The following is a 14,735-nucleotide window of genomic DNA, read 5'->3' on the forward strand; positions in this document are numbered from 1 at the left end:
GCTATAACCTTTGTTCGGAGGACCGACATGCACGAGACAGAGATCAACAACTACCTTGCCGTCATTAAGGTGGTCGGCGTCGGCGGCGGCGGTACCAACGCGGTCAATCGAATGATCGAAGAGGGCATCCGCGGCGTCGAGTTTGTTGCCATCAACACCGATGCTCAGGCGCTCGCGATCTCTGATGCCGATATCAAGGTGCACATCGGCACCGACCTTACCCGCGGCCTGGGCGCCGGCGCCAACCCCGAGGTTGGCCGCAAGGCTGCCGATGAGTCCCGCGACGATATCGCCGAGGCGCTCGCTGGCGCCGACATGGTGTTCATCACCTGCGGCGAGGGCGGTGGTACCGGTACCGGCGCCGCTCCCATCGTTGCCGATATCGCGATGAACGAGGTCGGCGCGCTGACCGTCGCCGTCGTGACCAAGCCCTTTACCTTCGAGGGTCGCAAGCGCAAGAAGAGCGCCGAGGAGGGCATCAAGACCCTCTCCGATTGCGTTGACACCATGATCGTTATCCCTAACGACAAGCTGCTCGACATCGCCGAGAAGAAGACCACGATGCTCGAGGCCTTCGCAATTGCCGATGGCGTCCTTTCCCAGGGCACCCAGGGCATCACCGACCTCATCACCGTCCCGGGTATCATCAACCTGGACTTCGCCGATGTTAAGACCATCATGAAGCAGGCCGGTACCGCCATGATGGGTATCGGTACCGCTTCTGGGGACACCCGTGCCGTCGACGCTGCTCAGCAGGCTATCTCCAGTCCGCTGCTCGAGAGCTCCATCGATGGCGCCACGCGCGTCCTGCTTTCCATCGCCGGCTCCAAGGACCTGGGCATCCAGGAGATCAGCGACGCCGCCGACGTTGTCGCCAATGCTGTCGACCCCGAGGCCAACATCATCTTCGGTACCGTTGTTGACGAGTCCCTGGGCGACCAGGTGCGCATCACCGTTATCGCTACGGGCTTCTCCGACTCCAACGTCAACCGTCAGGACGAGCTCTTCGCTGCCCAGCAGTCCCAGAGCAAGGCTGCTGCTTCTGCTGAGCCGCAGCGCACTGCTCCGGCTGCCAGCCCCGCTCAGGCTGCCCCGACTCGCAGCGTCGGTGGTACCGAGCTGCCCAACTTTGGCAACGATCAGTTTGAGCTTCCCGACTTCCTCAAGCGCGGCAGCTTCTAAGTCGTTCTTCGCATTGTTTTGCACAGGGGCGCGTCCGTATGGATGCGCCCTTTTTGTTTCTCGTTTGTAAACGAAAGCCTCCAATCTCCTTACGTTCCCTTTACGTTTGGTCCCTACCGCTGCGGGTATCCTTTTAAAGAAGTATGGCAGCCGTATGACACGGACTGCTGCGGCTTCGCCGCGATACTTGTGTTATTAGGAGGCTTTAGTATGGCAGCACGTGCGGACAACGTTTCGCGTGTCGACCATGATGGAGTTACGTTGGTAGAGGGCGCGACGCACGATGTCCGCTTTGCCTTTACCGAGCGCACCGGTGGCGTTTCCGAAGATGCGTACTCCTCGCTCAATCTGGGCTCGCATGTTGGCGATGACCCCTTTACCGTTCAAGAAAATCGTCGCCGCGTACTCGAGGCCATGGGTGCCGCCGAGTGCGAGCACAACTTGCTTGTCCCCAATCAAGTACACGGTGACCATGTCGTGACGGTGACCTCGAACGGCGCCGAAGATCTCGAGAACATTCGTGAGCAGATTGCCGAGGGCTGTGATGCCCTCGTCTGCACGGCGCATAAGGTGCCCGTGATGCTCTGCTTTGCCGATTGTGTTCCCGTGGTGCTGGTGGCTCCCGGCGGCTTTGCCGTGGTGCATTCTGGCTGGAAGGGCACGATTGCACGCATTTCCGCCAAGGCCTGCCAAGCACTCTGCGAGGCGGCTGGCTGCACGCCGGAGGACATCTCTGCTTATATTGGGCCCCATATCCTGGGCGACGAGTATGAGGTGTCCCAAGAACTTATGGATCGCTTTGCCGCCGAGTTCGCGTGCATCGATGCTACCGCTTCCCGTATGCTCGATCTTTCCGCCGCCATTCGCGAGGCGCTGGTGGATGCCGGTGTCGATGTGAATGGCATTGTGGACCCCAAACTTTCCACCGTGCGTCAAAACGACCGCTTTTATTCCTATCGCAACGAGGGCGGGACCTGTGGGCGCCATGCTGCGATCGGCGTGATGCTATGAGAAAGATCGCATCGGTCCTGAGTGCAGCAGTGCTCGCGCTCACGCTGTGCGCCTGCTCCTCGGGATCTTCTACGTCTTCTATTACCGTGGCCGGCTCGACCACCTGCCTTCCCATTGCCGAGATTGCGGCCGAGGGCTTTAAGGAAGAGACCGGCATCGACGTGCTCGTCTCCGGCCTTGGCTCATCTGCTGGCATCGAAGCTGTTAGCGCCGGCACCGCCGACATCGCCAGCTCGTCTCGTGGCCTCAATGCCGACGAGCAGGATTTGGGCCTGACGCCTATCGTTATCGCACACGACGGCATTGCAGTCATCGTGAACGACGACAACCCGGTCGACAATCTCTCGACCGAGCAGCTCCGCGATATTTACGCCGGCAAGATCACCAACTGGAAAGAAGTCGGCGGAGAGGACCTGAAGATTCAGGTTATCAACCGCGACGAGGCGTCCGGTACGCGCGAGGCCTTCCGCACTATCGTGATGGACGGCGCGCCGTTCGATCGCCGCTCGGCTGTTCTTTCGGGTACGGGCCAGGTACGCGATGTCGTATCCCGCTCACGTGGCGCTATTGGCTACATCTCGCTGGGTTTTGTCGAGAGCCTCAACGCCAAGACCTCGGTTAAGGCCGTTTCAGTCAACCATGTCGAGGCATCCGAGAAGACGGTCGCAAGTGGCGGCTATCCCATCTCGCGTGACCTTTACTTCTTTGTGAAGGGTACGCCTTCGCAGCAGGCGCAGGACTACATTGACTATGTGACATCCGAGAAGATGGACAAGCAGATTCGCGAGGCGGGCTTTATTCCCGTCACCAACGACGGAAAGGGGAGTGAGTAGCGTGGAAGCACAGGAAACCCCCCAGATTGAGCATGAGGCGCAGGTGCCCAAAAAGCGTGAGTTGGCGTTGGTGTCACGCAGCACCTATCTTAAGGAGAAGGCGCTGCAGTGGATCTTCTTTGCCTGCGCGTTCTTGGCGGTCGTCACCGTCATCCTGATCTTTGTCTTTACCACGTACTCGGCGCTGCCGGTCTTTACCGACATCGGTCTGGTGGACTTCTTTAGCTTTACGTGGGCGCCCTCTGAGGGTCACTACGGCATCATGTCGCTGCTGGCGGGCTCTGGCCTGGTGACGGTCGGTGCCCTTGCCATGGGCGTGCCGTTGGGTGTAGGCACAGCCGTGTATCTGGTCGAGATCGCCAGCAAGCGCGTGCGCAGGCTCATTAGCCCCGCTGTCGACCTGCTGGCGGGCATCCCCTCCATCATCTACGGCTTCTTCGGCATGATCATCATCCGCCCGTTTATCGCCCAGCTGACCGGCGGCCTTGGATTTGGCGCACTGACGGCGTGGTTCGTGCTCGCCATCATGATCGTCCCTACCATCACCACGCTCACCATAGATGCCCTCAATTCCATTCCCATGGGCATTCGCGAGGCGTCCTATGCCATGGGTGCCACCAAGTGGCAGACCATCTACAAGGTCGTGCTTCCTGCAGCCAAGCTGGGCATTGTCGATGCGATTGTCTTGGGTATGGGGCGTGCCATCGGTGAGACCATGGCCGTGCTGATGGTCGTGGGCAACGCCCCGGTCATTCCGGATAGCATCTCGAGCCCCATCTCGACGCTCACGAGTCAGATTGCGCTCGACATGAGTTATTCCTCGGGCCTGCACCGCTCGGCTCTGTTCGGCATGGGCGTTGTCCTGTTTATCATCTCCGCTGCACTGGTGGGTATCGTCCGCCTGATTTCCAAGAAGAGGGGGTAGGCTATGTCCGATTCCGTTGACACGACGGTCGATACGACCTCGTCGCGTGAGCGCATCAAGCGTGCCCTTTCCCATGGCAAGAAGGGCCGCATCAACAAGGACCTCTCCAACAAGATCATGCTCGGCGTGTTTCGCGCCGCAGCCTATATCACCACGCTGGTGCTGATCGCCATCATCGCCTACGTGGTCATCAACGGCCTGCCGCATATCTCGCTCGACTTTATCTTCGGCTGGCCGCAGGGCGTCAACGCCGAAGGCGGCATTTGGCCCACGATCGTCTCGACCATCTACGTGACGGCGCTCGCCATGCTCATCTGCACGCCGGTTGCCGTCTTGGCTGCGGTCTATCTGGCCGAATACGCCAAGCAGGGCAAAGTCGTCGGCATCATTCGCTATGCTGCCGATGCCCTGGCCTCGGTGCCCTCCATTGTTATGGGCCTCTTTGGCTACGCCTTGTTTGTCGAGGCTATGGGCCTGGGTCTTTCGATGGTTTCGGCCGCCCTGGCGCTGGCGCTTCTGATGCTGCCTATTGTCATGCGTACCACCGAGGAGGCAATCCGCGCCGTTCCGCGCTATATCCGTTGGGGTGCATATGGCCTGGGCGCCACCAAGTGGCAGGTCGTCTCCAAGATCGTGCTTCCTTCGGCTTTTGGCCGCATCGCCACCGGCATCGTGCTTGCCATCGGCCGCGCCATCGGCGAGACCGCCGTGGTGCTCTACACCATGGGTCAGGCCATCAACCTGCCTATTTCGCCGCTCGATTCCGGTCGTCCCATGACCGTTCACCTTTATCTGCTTGCCAATGACGGCATCAACATGAACGCAGCCTACGGCACTGCGCTTTTGCTGATGGCGATTATTCTGGCCTTCAACCTGTTTGCGCGTTATCTGTCGCGCAAACGCCGCTAGTTAAGGAGTCCCATGTCCGTCTATCAGTCCGCTCCCACGCCGGAGCAAGCGGCCATCACGGCCAAGGATTTCAACTTTTGGTACGGTGACTTTCATGCGCTGACGGGGCTCGACCTCAACATCGCCAAAAACGCCATCACCTCGTTTATCGGTCCTTCGGGCTGCGGCAAATCGACGTTTTTGCGCTGCATCAACCGTATGAACGACCTGATCGAGGGCACCCGCGTCGAGGGCACCATGACGCTCGACGGCAACGATATCTATGCCGAGGGCGTCGACCCGGTCGACCTTCGCCGTCGCGTGGGCATGATTTTTCAGCAGCCCAACCCGTTCCCCAAATCCATCTACGAGAATGTCGCTTTTGGCCCTCGTCTGCAGGGCGTGACTAGCAAAAGCGACCTCGATGACATCGTGGAAGAATCGCTCAAGCGCGCCAACCTCTGGAAAGAGGTATCCAATCAGCTCAACAAGGACGGTTTGGCGCTCTCGGGCGGTCAGCAGCAGCGTCTGTGCATTGCGCGTGTGCTTGCGGTGCAGCCCGATGTCCTTCTGATGGACGAGCCCTGCTCCGCCATCGACCCCACGTCCGTCTCCAAGGTCGAGGATCTGATGGCCGAGCTGGCGCCCGAGATGACGATCATCATCGTCACGCATTCTATGCAGCAGGCCGCTCGTATTAGCGACTACACCGCATTTTTCTTGCAGGAAGTTGCCGGCGAGCCCGCCACGCTCATCGAGTATGGTCAAACCGACGCGATCTTCACCAGCCCGGTGGATTCACGGACGGAAGACTATATCACCGGCCGCTTTGGCTGATCGGTGCGACTAGTCCCAAGCCGATCGGACCTGGTCCGGTGCGTATTCACTGTGCGGGCGGCATGACCGCACCCAACTGATTGGAGTGAACCATGCGCAAACTGTTTTCCCGTCAGCTCATCGAAGCCCGTCACGAGATGCTGAGCATCTACGAGGCTGTAGACCTGGCGCTTCACGACGCCGTGAAGGCCTATGTGACCGACGATCGCAAGCTCGCCACCAAGACCAAGAAGCGCACGCTCTCGATCGATGCGCGCTGCGCCAACTTGGAGGCCGTGTGCTACAACCTGATCGCTACGCAGTCGCCGGTCGCCTCCGACTTCCGCTTGCTGCAGACGATCATCTACGTCGACTTTAACCTGCAGCGCATGACCGATAAGGTTCGCCAGATCTGCCGCGCCACGCGTCACATGGTCAAGGCCGACATCTCGCTGCCCCAGGAACTCGTCGCTACGGTCGAGGCCGAGGCCGAGGCTGTTTACCAGGTGCTGGGTTCGTCACTTTCTGCGCTCGTCACCAACGACATGTCCATCATCTGCAACCTGGCCGGCGAGGACGAGCCGGTGCATGCGGCGTACGAGAAGTTCTTCCGCACCTTTAACCGCATGGACACGGGCGATTTTATGGACGACGACAGCAACTATGACGACCTGCGCCGCGCCATCATGGTCTCGCGCTACCTCGATCGTATCGCCTCGATTTCGATCGATGCCGCCTGCCGTCTGACCTTCCTTTTGACCGGACAGCGTATGACTGCCGGCGATATCGCCCGTACGGACGAGGATGAGCTTGAGAGCATGCGCGTGCCTTCGGGCGAGGGTGTCATCATGAGGCCTGCCGTCGATGCACACTATGTTGCCAAAGTGCCCGCTAACGAGGTGAGCGAGGGTCTCCGCTACCTGCTCGAGCACCTCGAGGACGAGGACGACGCCGAGGACGACGAGGAGTAGGGCGGCCCCGTTCGTCGAAAGATTGTAAATACCTAAGTGAGCGCGGCCTTGCACATGCGAGGCCGCGCTCTTGCGTTAGCATGGGACTACTTGTTTGGCTGTCTGCGGAGGCGATTGGCAATGGATAACTATTTGGACTTGATACGCGCTCGCCGCGAGCAGATTCTCGAACGTTTTTATGCAGCACTCGATCGCGCGGGCCGTCCCCACGATGCCGCGCGCCTGATTGCCGTCTCCAAGACTGTTGGCGTTGATGAGACCGTTGCCGCTATTCAGGCGGGGTATCGCCATTTTGCCGAGAACCGCCCGCAGGAGCTCGTTCGCAAGCTTGTGGGCCTCGTAGAGCATCCGGAGCTACCCGAGGTGCGCTTCGATATGATCGGCAACCTGCAGACCAACAAGATCAATGCGGTTCTGGGCTCGGCCGAGCTGATTCATTCGGTAAGCTCGCTGCATTTGGCTCAGGCCATCTCGAGCCGTGCGGTCCGCAAGATTGAGGCGGGCGAGCTCTCCGGCCCCCAGCGCGTGCTGCTCGAGGTTAATGTGAGCGGCGAGGAGTCCAAGGGCGGCTTTTCGCCCGACGAGGTTCGCGCTGCCGCAAGTGAGCTTGCAGAGCTTGAGGGAATTTGTGTGCAGGGCCTTATGACTATGGCACCCCGGGGGAATAAGGATGTGGCGCGCCGCACTTTTGCCGGACTTCGCGAGCTAAGGGATGAGCTTGAGGCGACGCACTCCGACCTGAGCCTGCCCGAACTTTCCTGCGGCATGAGCGAGGACTTTGAGCCTGCCCTTGAGGAAGGCTCTACGCTCGTTCGCCTGGGCAGGGTAGTATTTAGCCCGGAGTTTGCAGTAAAATAAGGCTCTGAAGTGCGCACTGATTATCGGAGCGCCTGCACTAAACCGCGAGAGGACACAACCATGGGCTTCCTTGACGAGATTAAAAATAAGATGCACCTGGGCGGCCAGCAGGGTTACGACCAGGGTTATGGTCAGGACGACGACTACGGCTACGATGACGGCTATGACGACGGCTACCAGAACAACGGTTACAGCGGTGCCTCGGGCGAGGGCTTCTACACCCAGGATGAGCCGAGCAACGGCCTGTTGGGTCAGACGCGCCGCGGCGAGGCCGAGTCGGTGGCCGTGTACACGCGCTCCGGTCAGCTGGTCGGCGACGATTCTCGCCACGCTACGACCTACAACCCGCCGTCGCGCTCGCAGGAGACGGTTGCGGGCGGTTATCGTCCCGGTGCCTACGACACGCCGTCGAGCTACGCCGAGAGCACGCGTGCCCGCGCTGCTGCCCCCGCACCTGCTCCCTCACCGAGCGATGCCTCGGCGTATGCGAGCAACATCATCAACGCTACGCCGCAGCTGCCGGCCTATGTCCTGCGCCCCGAGAGCTATGACGACGTAGAGACCGTCGTGCGTCGCGTGCGCACCAAGCAGCCTGTCGCGCTGATTTTTGTGGGCGTTCGTACCGAGGTCGCCAAGCGCGTCCTGGACTTCTCTTACGGCTTTGCCTGCGGCCTGGGCGCCACAGTCAAAGAGGTGGGCGATCGCGTGTTTATGGTGCTGCCCGCCGGTTGCGAGGTCAAGGATTCGGACCTCAAGAAGCTCCGTGCCGACGGCTACCTTAAGTAAAGACAAGACGAGGAGATTCTCATCAACATCTACACCATTGTCCAGCTGGTCAATACGCTGTTCAACTTTTACTCCACGCTCATCGTGGTCTACTGCCTTATGACGTGGATCCCCATGAAGCAGGGCGGATTGCTACAGGATATCGCCGCTGTTCTCGATAGCGTGTGCGGCCCGTGGCTCAATTTGTTCCGCCGGTTTATCCCGCCCATGGGCGGCGTCGATTTTTCACCGGTCGTTGCGATTATTGCGTTGCAGTTGGTGCAGAAGCTGGTTCTGCAACTTCTTATAGGTATACTCATATAAAACTGGCTTAGTAACTCACGTCGGGCGCACGGCGCCAAGGCGAAGATAAAGGAGAACTTGTTATGGCTATTACCCCTGCTGACATTCAGGCTCAGACCTTCTCTGAGGCCAAGCGCGGCTACGATCCCGCCGAGGTCGACGTCTTCCTGGAGACCCTGTCCTCTGAGGTCGACGCCATGCTCGCCAAGATCGTCGATCTTAAGGGTCGTCTGACTGCTACCGAGCAGCAGCTTGCCGATACGCAGGCCCAGCTTGCTCAGGCTCAGGATGCTGCCGCACAGGCCGTTCCCGCCGCCCCCGTGGCCGCTCCTGCACCCGACTTCTCCGCTCAGGAGCGTCAGATTTCCGCTGCCCTGATTGCTGCCCAGCAGACCGCCGAGGGCATTGTCAACGACGCCAACGAGAACGCTGACCGTATCCGCAACGAGGCCGACGCCAAGGCCCGCGAGGTCATCCGTCAGGCCCTGACCGAGAAGCAGGCCGAGCTTGAGGAGATCGACCGTCTTAAGGCTTCCCGTGAGGAGTTTAAGGCCGAGTACCTCAAGCTCATCCAGCACTTCATGGACGATGCTCAGAACTCCTTCCCGTCCGATCTCATGGCTTCCACGCCGGTCGGTTCCGCCGCTTCTCCGGCTGTGACCGTTCCTGCTGCCGAGCCGCTGCCCGTCGCCGAGCCGGTTATCCCCGTTGCCGATCCCTTCGCACCGATCGACAACTTCGCCGCCGACGACCTGGACTAATATCCAGCTATCATTTAGCGCCTAGAAAGGACCCACAGCTTGTGGGTCCTTTTTTGTGGCTGTATGCAGTCTGTAAAATAAAACGCCGAGTCCTGCGTTTGAGGGCACAGAACTCGGCGAAGGGCGCGTGGTCAAAGGTGGATTTTAAGGCCTGTCCCAAAAATCTACTTGAGGAGGAAGTCGGGGAGGGGAATGGTGCGGGCCTCGCGCTGCTCGGGGTCGGCGATATGGTCGGCAGGATAGCCGCAGACGAGCATGTGATAGGGATAGATGCCCTCGGGCAGGCTGAACTGCTCACAGGCCACCTCGGGCTTAAAATGGCACACCCAGCACGTACCCAGGCCCTGCTCCTCGGCCTCCATCATCATCTGATCGCAGACGATCGAGGTGTCGATGGCACTGGAGTTCATCTGGTCATAAGGGCGCACCCAGGCGTCATCGGTAACGCTGCAGATAAGGAAGATAAGCGGAGCCCCAAAGATAGACCCATCACGAGCAAAGCGCGGCTGACAAGCAGCGGCCTTTTCCAGAAGCTCAGGCGTATCCAACACCATCACACGGGTTGGATGATTATTACAAGCAGAAGGAGCAATGCGCCCCGCCTCAACAATGGCATCCACCACCGACTGCTCAACAGGACGGTCTTCAAACAAACGACAAGAATACCGAGACCGAGCCAGATCCAAATACGACATACAAGCCCTCCAACAATTAAAAATCAAACAAACCAAAAGTAACCCAAAGAGTACCCAAAGCAGCAATCAGCCAAACGCTCATCAAGGGCCAAAGTGTCCGAACGGGTACCAAAGGTCCCTTCAGCCAAACCCCCATTGCGCTAAAACTATCAGCCAAAGTTCCCAATGGTGGTACATAAGGGAGCGGGCCCGACCACTGATAACCTTTTGAACGACTCTGCTTGCAGCCGGAGTGAAAAAAGGTTATCAGTGGTCGGGCCCGCGACCGATGGGACATGTACCCCCAATTAACTGTTCTTCATGACAATCGAATCCACGACATCAGCCACATTTTCACAGCAGTCGGCGCAGTACTCCAGGAAGGCGTAGACGTCACGCCAGGCGATGACCTCGAGCGGATCCTTGCCGTTGACATGCAGGTTGCGCATAGCGTTGATGTAGAGCTCGTCGGCCTCGGACTCGATCGTGTTGATCTGGATGACGAGTTCGCGCAGGGTCTTGGACTTGCGGTAATTGGGCAGCTCGACCATCAGGTCCTTCATGGCGCGGCAGGCGTCGGTCACCTTGTGGGCGATCACGATGGCATCAGGATGGATGCTCTGGATGTTGGTGAAGTAGACGCGCTGCACGACGCCCTCGATACGGTCGAGCACGGTGTCGAGCGAGCAGCTCATCAGGTCCAGGTCCTCGCGCTCAAGCGGGGTGATAAAGGCCGTGAGCAGGGCGTCCTCAAGCTCATGGTGCTTCTTGTCGGCCGCATGCTCGATTGCGTGCATCTTGTCGAGCATATCGTGAATCTTTGCAGGATCGAAGTTCTCGAAAATCTGGGTGAGCAGCTCGGCAGCCTGGACGGCAAGGTCGGCGCAGGCGACGTAGTTGTCAAAGTAGAACGAATCGGGTTTCTTTGCCATGAGTGGGTCCTTTCGAGGCGAAGACGGGTGGGCGAAGTATTACGGTCCGGATGGACGCTCGGTTTGACTAGATGAACATCATGAACAGCTTGGCCATGACAAAGCTGATGAGTCCGCAGGCGGGGAAGGTGAAGAACCAGGTGAACATCATGTCCTTGACCACGCCGAAGTTGATGGCCGAAAGGCGCTTGACGGCGCCGACGCCCATGATGGCGCAGGTCTTGATGTGGGTGGAGGACACGGGGATACCGGTAAGGGTGGCAAGCAGCAGATTCGCGGCGCCTGCGAGGTCGGCGGAGAAGCCCTGATACTTCTCGAGCTTGACCATGCTCTGGCCGACGGACTTGATGATGCGCTCGCCGCCCACGCTGGTGCCGATACCCATGGTGGCCGAGCACAGCAGCATAATCCAGATGGGAATGCCGGCATCGCCGATGCTCGTCTGGCCGTTGGCGAAGGCGACACCTAAAAAGAGCACGCCGATGAACTTCTGTCCATCCTGCGCGCCGTGCATAAAGCTCATGGCCGCGGCACTCGCGATCTGAGCGTATTTAAAGAAGACATTGGCACGTCGCCTATTGGCGGCGGCAAACAGAATCGAGACGAGTTTGCACAGGATCCAGCCCATGACAAAGCCCAGGCCGATGGAGAGCGCCAGGCCGTAGATGACCTTCATCCACTCGTGGACGTTGACGCTGTTCGCGCCGCCGAGGGCGATAGCGGCACCGGTCAGGCCGGCGATAAGGCTGTGGCTTTGCGAGGTGGGGATACCAAAACGCGATGCCGTGGCACCGTAGACGACGATGGAGAACAGCGCCGCGCACAGACAGGCAAGCGCCATGGTGCTGTTTCCGCCAAAGTCGACGATATGTGAGATGGTGTTGGCGACGCTCGCGTTAAAGTGCGTCATGATGAGCACGCCCAAGAAGTTGAATGCGGCGCTCATGAGAATGGCGGCGCGGGCGGGCATGCAACGCGTAGTGACACAGGTCGCGATGGCGTTGGGCGCGTCGGTCCATCCGTTGACGAAGATGGCGCCGAGCGCGAGAATCACGGTGACGGCAAGGACTGGGTTCGACACAATTTGGCCGAGGAAGGTTGAGAACGTTACGTCCATATATGGGCTTTCTCGAAGTTTGCAGACACGTTACAAAAACATGATAAATCGTATCACCTCCTGTGGGTTTCTTTACCGAGTTCTGATGGGAGAAGTGAATTTTTTGGCACTAAAATTGAATATTAGCCCTGTTGACCGCGGGTATTCTTTTTGCTAACACGCCATGAGGACACGCGTGCGCGCCCCAACACCCCAAAACCACAGTCTGTTCGCTTTACAACATGCAAACATGCGTTCGATAATAGAGGGCATGGAATATCGACAGACAGACGGCAAAACTCGGCGCGTGCACAAGCAGTATGTGGACGTCGTGGCTCGCATCCTCGCGGGCGGACAGGTCGTGCCGGTCACCGTCTGCTGGGTCGACGGCCGTTGTTTTACGATCGACGAAATTATCTCGACCACTGGGTTTGGCCTGATGGTCCACGGCATCCGTACGGCAACATATAAGGTGCGTTTTGGCGGGCACGCGACCGAGTTGTATCTGGAGGACCAGACGCGCGAGCGGGCGGACGGCTCGCAGGCGCACGTGATGCGTTGGTGGGTCTGGGCCTTTGATCGTACGCTTGAGGGCGAGCGCCGTAGGTAAGGACGTGCGGCATTCGGGTACAATGGCAGGAATCTTGTCACCTACGGCGCTGTCGTGCGCTTTTTGAAAGGACGAAGTATGAACGATATCCAGGGCTATCAGAACGGCCCCATCGAGACCGGCGCAAGTCGCGCCAAGGAGATGTCGCCGCGCGCGTACAATCTCGCCATGTCTGCTCTCATCTTCTTGGGCTTTTGCGCCATGGGCGCCGGTGCTTACTTTACGAGCACCATGGCGTTTGCCCGCATGATGATGAGCGGCGCCGCTTTGCCGCTGGTCTTTGGCTCGTTTATCCTGACTATTGTCGGTATCGTCATGATGTCGGCTGCTGCGGGCAAGCAGTCCGTGGGCCTGTCGCTCGTGGGTTACGTGATCTTTGCGAGCACCTTTGGCCTGACCGCGTCGTTTGGCCTTGCCAACTATGACCTGCCCACTATCAACACTGCCTTTATCGCCACGGCCGCCATCACCTTTGTCTTTGGTGCCTTGGGCGTGACGTTCCCCAAGTTTTTCCAGCGCGTATATGGCATCGGCTTTGGCATTCTGCTCGCCACGATTCTGGTCGAGATCGTGCTGATGTTCATGGGCGTCTCGCAGTCCATCACCGATCTGATCGTGATCGTGGTGTTCGCCGGGTTTATTGGCTACGACACCTATGTTGCCACGACGGTGCCGCCCACGCTGCCCAATGCGGTGCTCATGGCGTCCAACCTGTTCGTGGACATTATCAACGTGTTCCTGCGCATCCTGAACATTCTCGGTCGTCGCGACTAGTGGCGAATTGCGGCGGTGCTTGCCGTGCGTGCAAATCGATGCGAAAGGCGGTCCTTCGGGGCCGTCTTTTTTGTACGCGGCGGGGTATCATGGATGGGAAAAAGCCGATAGCGGCAGCGACAGGAAAGGTGGCCACGTATGGCAGATGTCGACAACAGGAACCGTAACCGTAGGTCTAACCGAGCGGGTCAGCCCAATCCCAAGCGCGAGGCGCGTGCCAAGGCCGCCGAGCGCCATGTGGCGGCTGTGTCCGAGGCCTGCGCCAAGGACATCGAGCGTTCGCTTGCCGGCGTGTGCGAGTTCGATGGTATGCCTGCCGGTTTTGTCGCGGCGATGAAGGCCAAGGCCCAAGCGGCTGCGGCTGCTGAGGAGCAGGCTGCCGAGGACGTCGAGGCTGCTGAGGCTGTCGAGGTTGAGGCCGCTGAGGTGGAGACTGCGGTCGAGCCTGAGGTGGCGCTCGGTTCCACCGAGTTGGCCGACGAGGCTGAGTCCGCGCCCGCGGAGGAGGCTGCTCCGGTCCTGCCCGAGGTCACCGTGCTTGATGCCTCCGCCACGCAGGCAATCCTCGATAACGGCCGCGGCTATGCGCAGTTCTGCGATATGGCCGTGCTTGCCTTTGCCTCGTTTACCAATCCGGGCGGCGGCTATATCCAGGGCTACCTGGGCCAGGAGGCGACGCTCTGCGCCGATTCGTACCTGTACAACGTGCTCGACAAGCAGCGCAAGTGGTACGGCGAGAACCGTCGCCGCAACATCAACTGCGAGCTGTACCGCAATCGTGCGCTGGTGGTGCCCGCCGTGCGCTTCGACCGCAACCACGTGCACGCCTATGCCGACGTAATCGTCGCCGCTGCACCCAACGCCAAGCGCGCCCGCCAGGAGTACCGCGTGAGCGACGACGCCCTGTTGGATGCCCTGCGCGACCGTATCCGCTTTGTGCTTGCCATCTGCGACGAGCTGGGTCGCGAGAAGCTCGTACTGGGCGCTTGGGGCTGCGACAACAACGGCTTTGACGCCGAGGCCGTGGCCGAGCTCTTCCGCAAGGAGCTCGCATCGGGCGACTTCAAGGTCAAGCAGGTCTTCTTTGCCGTGCCCTCTACGCGCTGGGACGAGGACTTTGCCAAGTTCAAGCACGTGCTGGCAAACTTCCCCGAACGCAACGAGGAGTCCTATGCCCAGGCTGCCGCCCGTGCTGCAGCCGCTCGTGCCGTCGAGCAGGCCCAGGCTGCTGCCGAGGATGATGAGGACGAGGACGATTGGCGCAAATACTTGTAAACGGCGCGCGTGATGCGACATGCCGAGCCGACGGGGGCTGCTCCCGTCGGCTTTTTACTAA

General features: G+C 59.6%; 17 protein-coding genes. 14 read left to right on the forward strand and 3 right to left on the reverse strand.

Annotated elements, in window-relative coordinates:
• The first annotated feature begins 27 nt into the window (after positions 1-27).
• The 11 genes from ftsZ to AAA138_RS07000 all read left to right on the forward strand — a co-directional run bounded on the left by ftsZ (position 28) and on the right by AAA138_RS07000 (position 9,313).
• Positions 28-1,182, forward strand: coding sequence for a cell division protein FtsZ (gene ftsZ, locus AAA138_RS06950; RefSeq protein WP_349090134.1), 1,155 nt, complete (start codon positions 28-30; stop codon positions 1,180-1,182).
• 210 nt (positions 1,183-1,392) lie between these two features.
• The gene (locus tag AAA138_RS06955; protein WP_349090135.1) at positions 1,393-2,193 is read left to right on the forward strand and encodes a polyphenol oxidase family protein; all 801 of its coding nucleotides are present in this window, start codon (positions 1,393-1,395) and stop codon (positions 2,191-2,193) included.
• Entirely contained in the window at positions 2,190-3,026 is an 837-nt protein-coding gene (locus tag AAA138_RS06960; protein ID WP_349090137.1) for a phosphate ABC transporter substrate-binding protein, read from the forward strand. The genes AAA138_RS06955 and AAA138_RS06960 overlap by 4 nt, the downstream gene beginning before the upstream one ends.
• Before the next feature lies 1 nt (position 3,027).
• On the forward strand, positions 3,028-3,951 hold the full coding sequence (gene pstC, locus AAA138_RS06965; RefSeq protein WP_349090138.1) for a phosphate ABC transporter permease subunit PstC: 924 nt from the start codon (positions 3,028-3,030) through the stop codon (positions 3,949-3,951).
• A gap of 3 nt (positions 3,952-3,954) precedes the next feature.
• Entirely contained in the window at positions 3,955-4,860 is a 906-nt protein-coding gene (gene pstA / locus AAA138_RS06970; RefSeq protein ID WP_349090139.1) for a phosphate ABC transporter permease PstA, read from the forward strand.
• Between the two features lie 12 nt (positions 4,861-4,872).
• On the forward strand, positions 4,873-5,676 hold the full coding sequence (pstB, locus tag AAA138_RS06975; protein WP_035137966.1) for a phosphate ABC transporter ATP-binding protein PstB: 804 nt from the start codon (positions 4,873-4,875) through the stop codon (positions 5,674-5,676).
• A gap of 92 nt (positions 5,677-5,768) precedes the next feature.
• Complete coding sequence (locus AAA138_RS06980) at positions 5,769-6,626, forward strand: PhoU domain-containing protein (RefSeq protein WP_349090140.1); 858 nt, start codon at positions 5,769-5,771, stop codon at positions 6,624-6,626.
• A gap of 120 nt (positions 6,627-6,746) precedes the next feature.
• A complete protein-coding gene (locus AAA138_RS06985) occupies positions 6,747-7,484 on the forward strand; it encodes a YggS family pyridoxal phosphate-dependent enzyme (protein WP_349090141.1) in 738 nt (245 codons plus the stop codon).
• A 60-nt stretch (positions 7,485-7,544) separates the two neighbouring features.
• On the forward strand, positions 7,545-8,270 hold the full coding sequence (locus AAA138_RS06990; RefSeq protein ID WP_195502923.1) for a cell division protein SepF: 726 nt from the start codon (positions 7,545-7,547) through the stop codon (positions 8,268-8,270).
• 57 nt (positions 8,271-8,327) lie between these two features.
• Positions 8,328-8,573, forward strand: coding sequence for a YggT family protein (locus AAA138_RS06995; RefSeq protein ID WP_222838021.1), 246 nt, complete (start codon positions 8,328-8,330; stop codon positions 8,571-8,573).
• A 62-nt stretch (positions 8,574-8,635) separates the two neighbouring features.
• Positions 8,636-9,313 carry a DivIVA domain-containing protein gene (locus AAA138_RS07000; protein WP_343006698.1) on the forward strand — a complete coding sequence of 226 codons (678 nt, stop codon included), beginning with the start codon at positions 8,636-8,638 and terminating at the stop codon, positions 9,311-9,313.
• Between the two features lie 164 nt (positions 9,314-9,477).
• Here the strand turns inward: AAA138_RS07000 and AAA138_RS07005 are convergent, their stop codons facing one another.
• The 3 genes from AAA138_RS07005 to AAA138_RS07015 all read right to left on the reverse strand — a co-directional run bounded on the left by AAA138_RS07005 (position 9,478) and on the right by AAA138_RS07015 (position 12,036).
• Positions 9,478-10,008, reverse strand: a complete 531-nt coding sequence (locus AAA138_RS07005) for a nitroreductase family protein (protein ID WP_349090142.1) — start codon at positions 10,006-10,008, stop codon at positions 9,478-9,480.
• A 287-nt stretch (positions 10,009-10,295) separates the two neighbouring features.
• A complete protein-coding gene (locus AAA138_RS07010) occupies positions 10,296-10,919 on the reverse strand; it encodes a DUF47 family protein (RefSeq protein ID WP_349090143.1) in 624 nt (207 codons plus the stop codon).
• A gap of 67 nt (positions 10,920-10,986) precedes the next feature.
• Positions 10,987-12,036 carry an inorganic phosphate transporter gene (locus AAA138_RS07015; protein WP_349090145.1) on the reverse strand — a complete coding sequence of 350 codons (1,050 nt, stop codon included), beginning with the start codon at positions 12,034-12,036 and terminating at the stop codon, positions 10,987-10,989.
• Positions 12,037-12,286: 250 nt separating this feature from the next.
• On the opposite strand from AAA138_RS07015, the gene AAA138_RS07020 reads away from it, so the two are divergent.
• From AAA138_RS07020 to AAA138_RS07030, 3 genes are all read left to right on the forward strand, one after another.
• Positions 12,287-12,625, forward strand: coding sequence for a hypothetical protein (locus AAA138_RS07020; RefSeq protein WP_117746758.1), 339 nt, complete (start codon positions 12,287-12,289; stop codon positions 12,623-12,625).
• A gap of 78 nt (positions 12,626-12,703) precedes the next feature.
• On the forward strand, positions 12,704-13,399 hold the full coding sequence (locus tag AAA138_RS07025) for a Bax inhibitor-1 family protein (protein ID WP_316364752.1): 696 nt from the start codon (positions 12,704-12,706) through the stop codon (positions 13,397-13,399).
• Positions 13,400-13,537: 138 nt separating this feature from the next.
• Positions 13,538-14,674 (forward strand): TIGR02452 family protein, encoded by a 1,137-nt coding sequence (locus AAA138_RS07030; protein WP_349090146.1) that lies wholly within the window; start codon positions 13,538-13,540, stop codon positions 14,672-14,674.
• Positions 14,675-14,735: the final 61 nt, after the last annotated feature.

The organism is Collinsella sp. CLA-JM-H32B (genome assembly GCF_040098065.1).
In the GTDB taxonomy this organism is placed as follows: Bacteria; Actinomycetota; Coriobacteriia; order Coriobacteriales; family Coriobacteriaceae; genus Collinsella.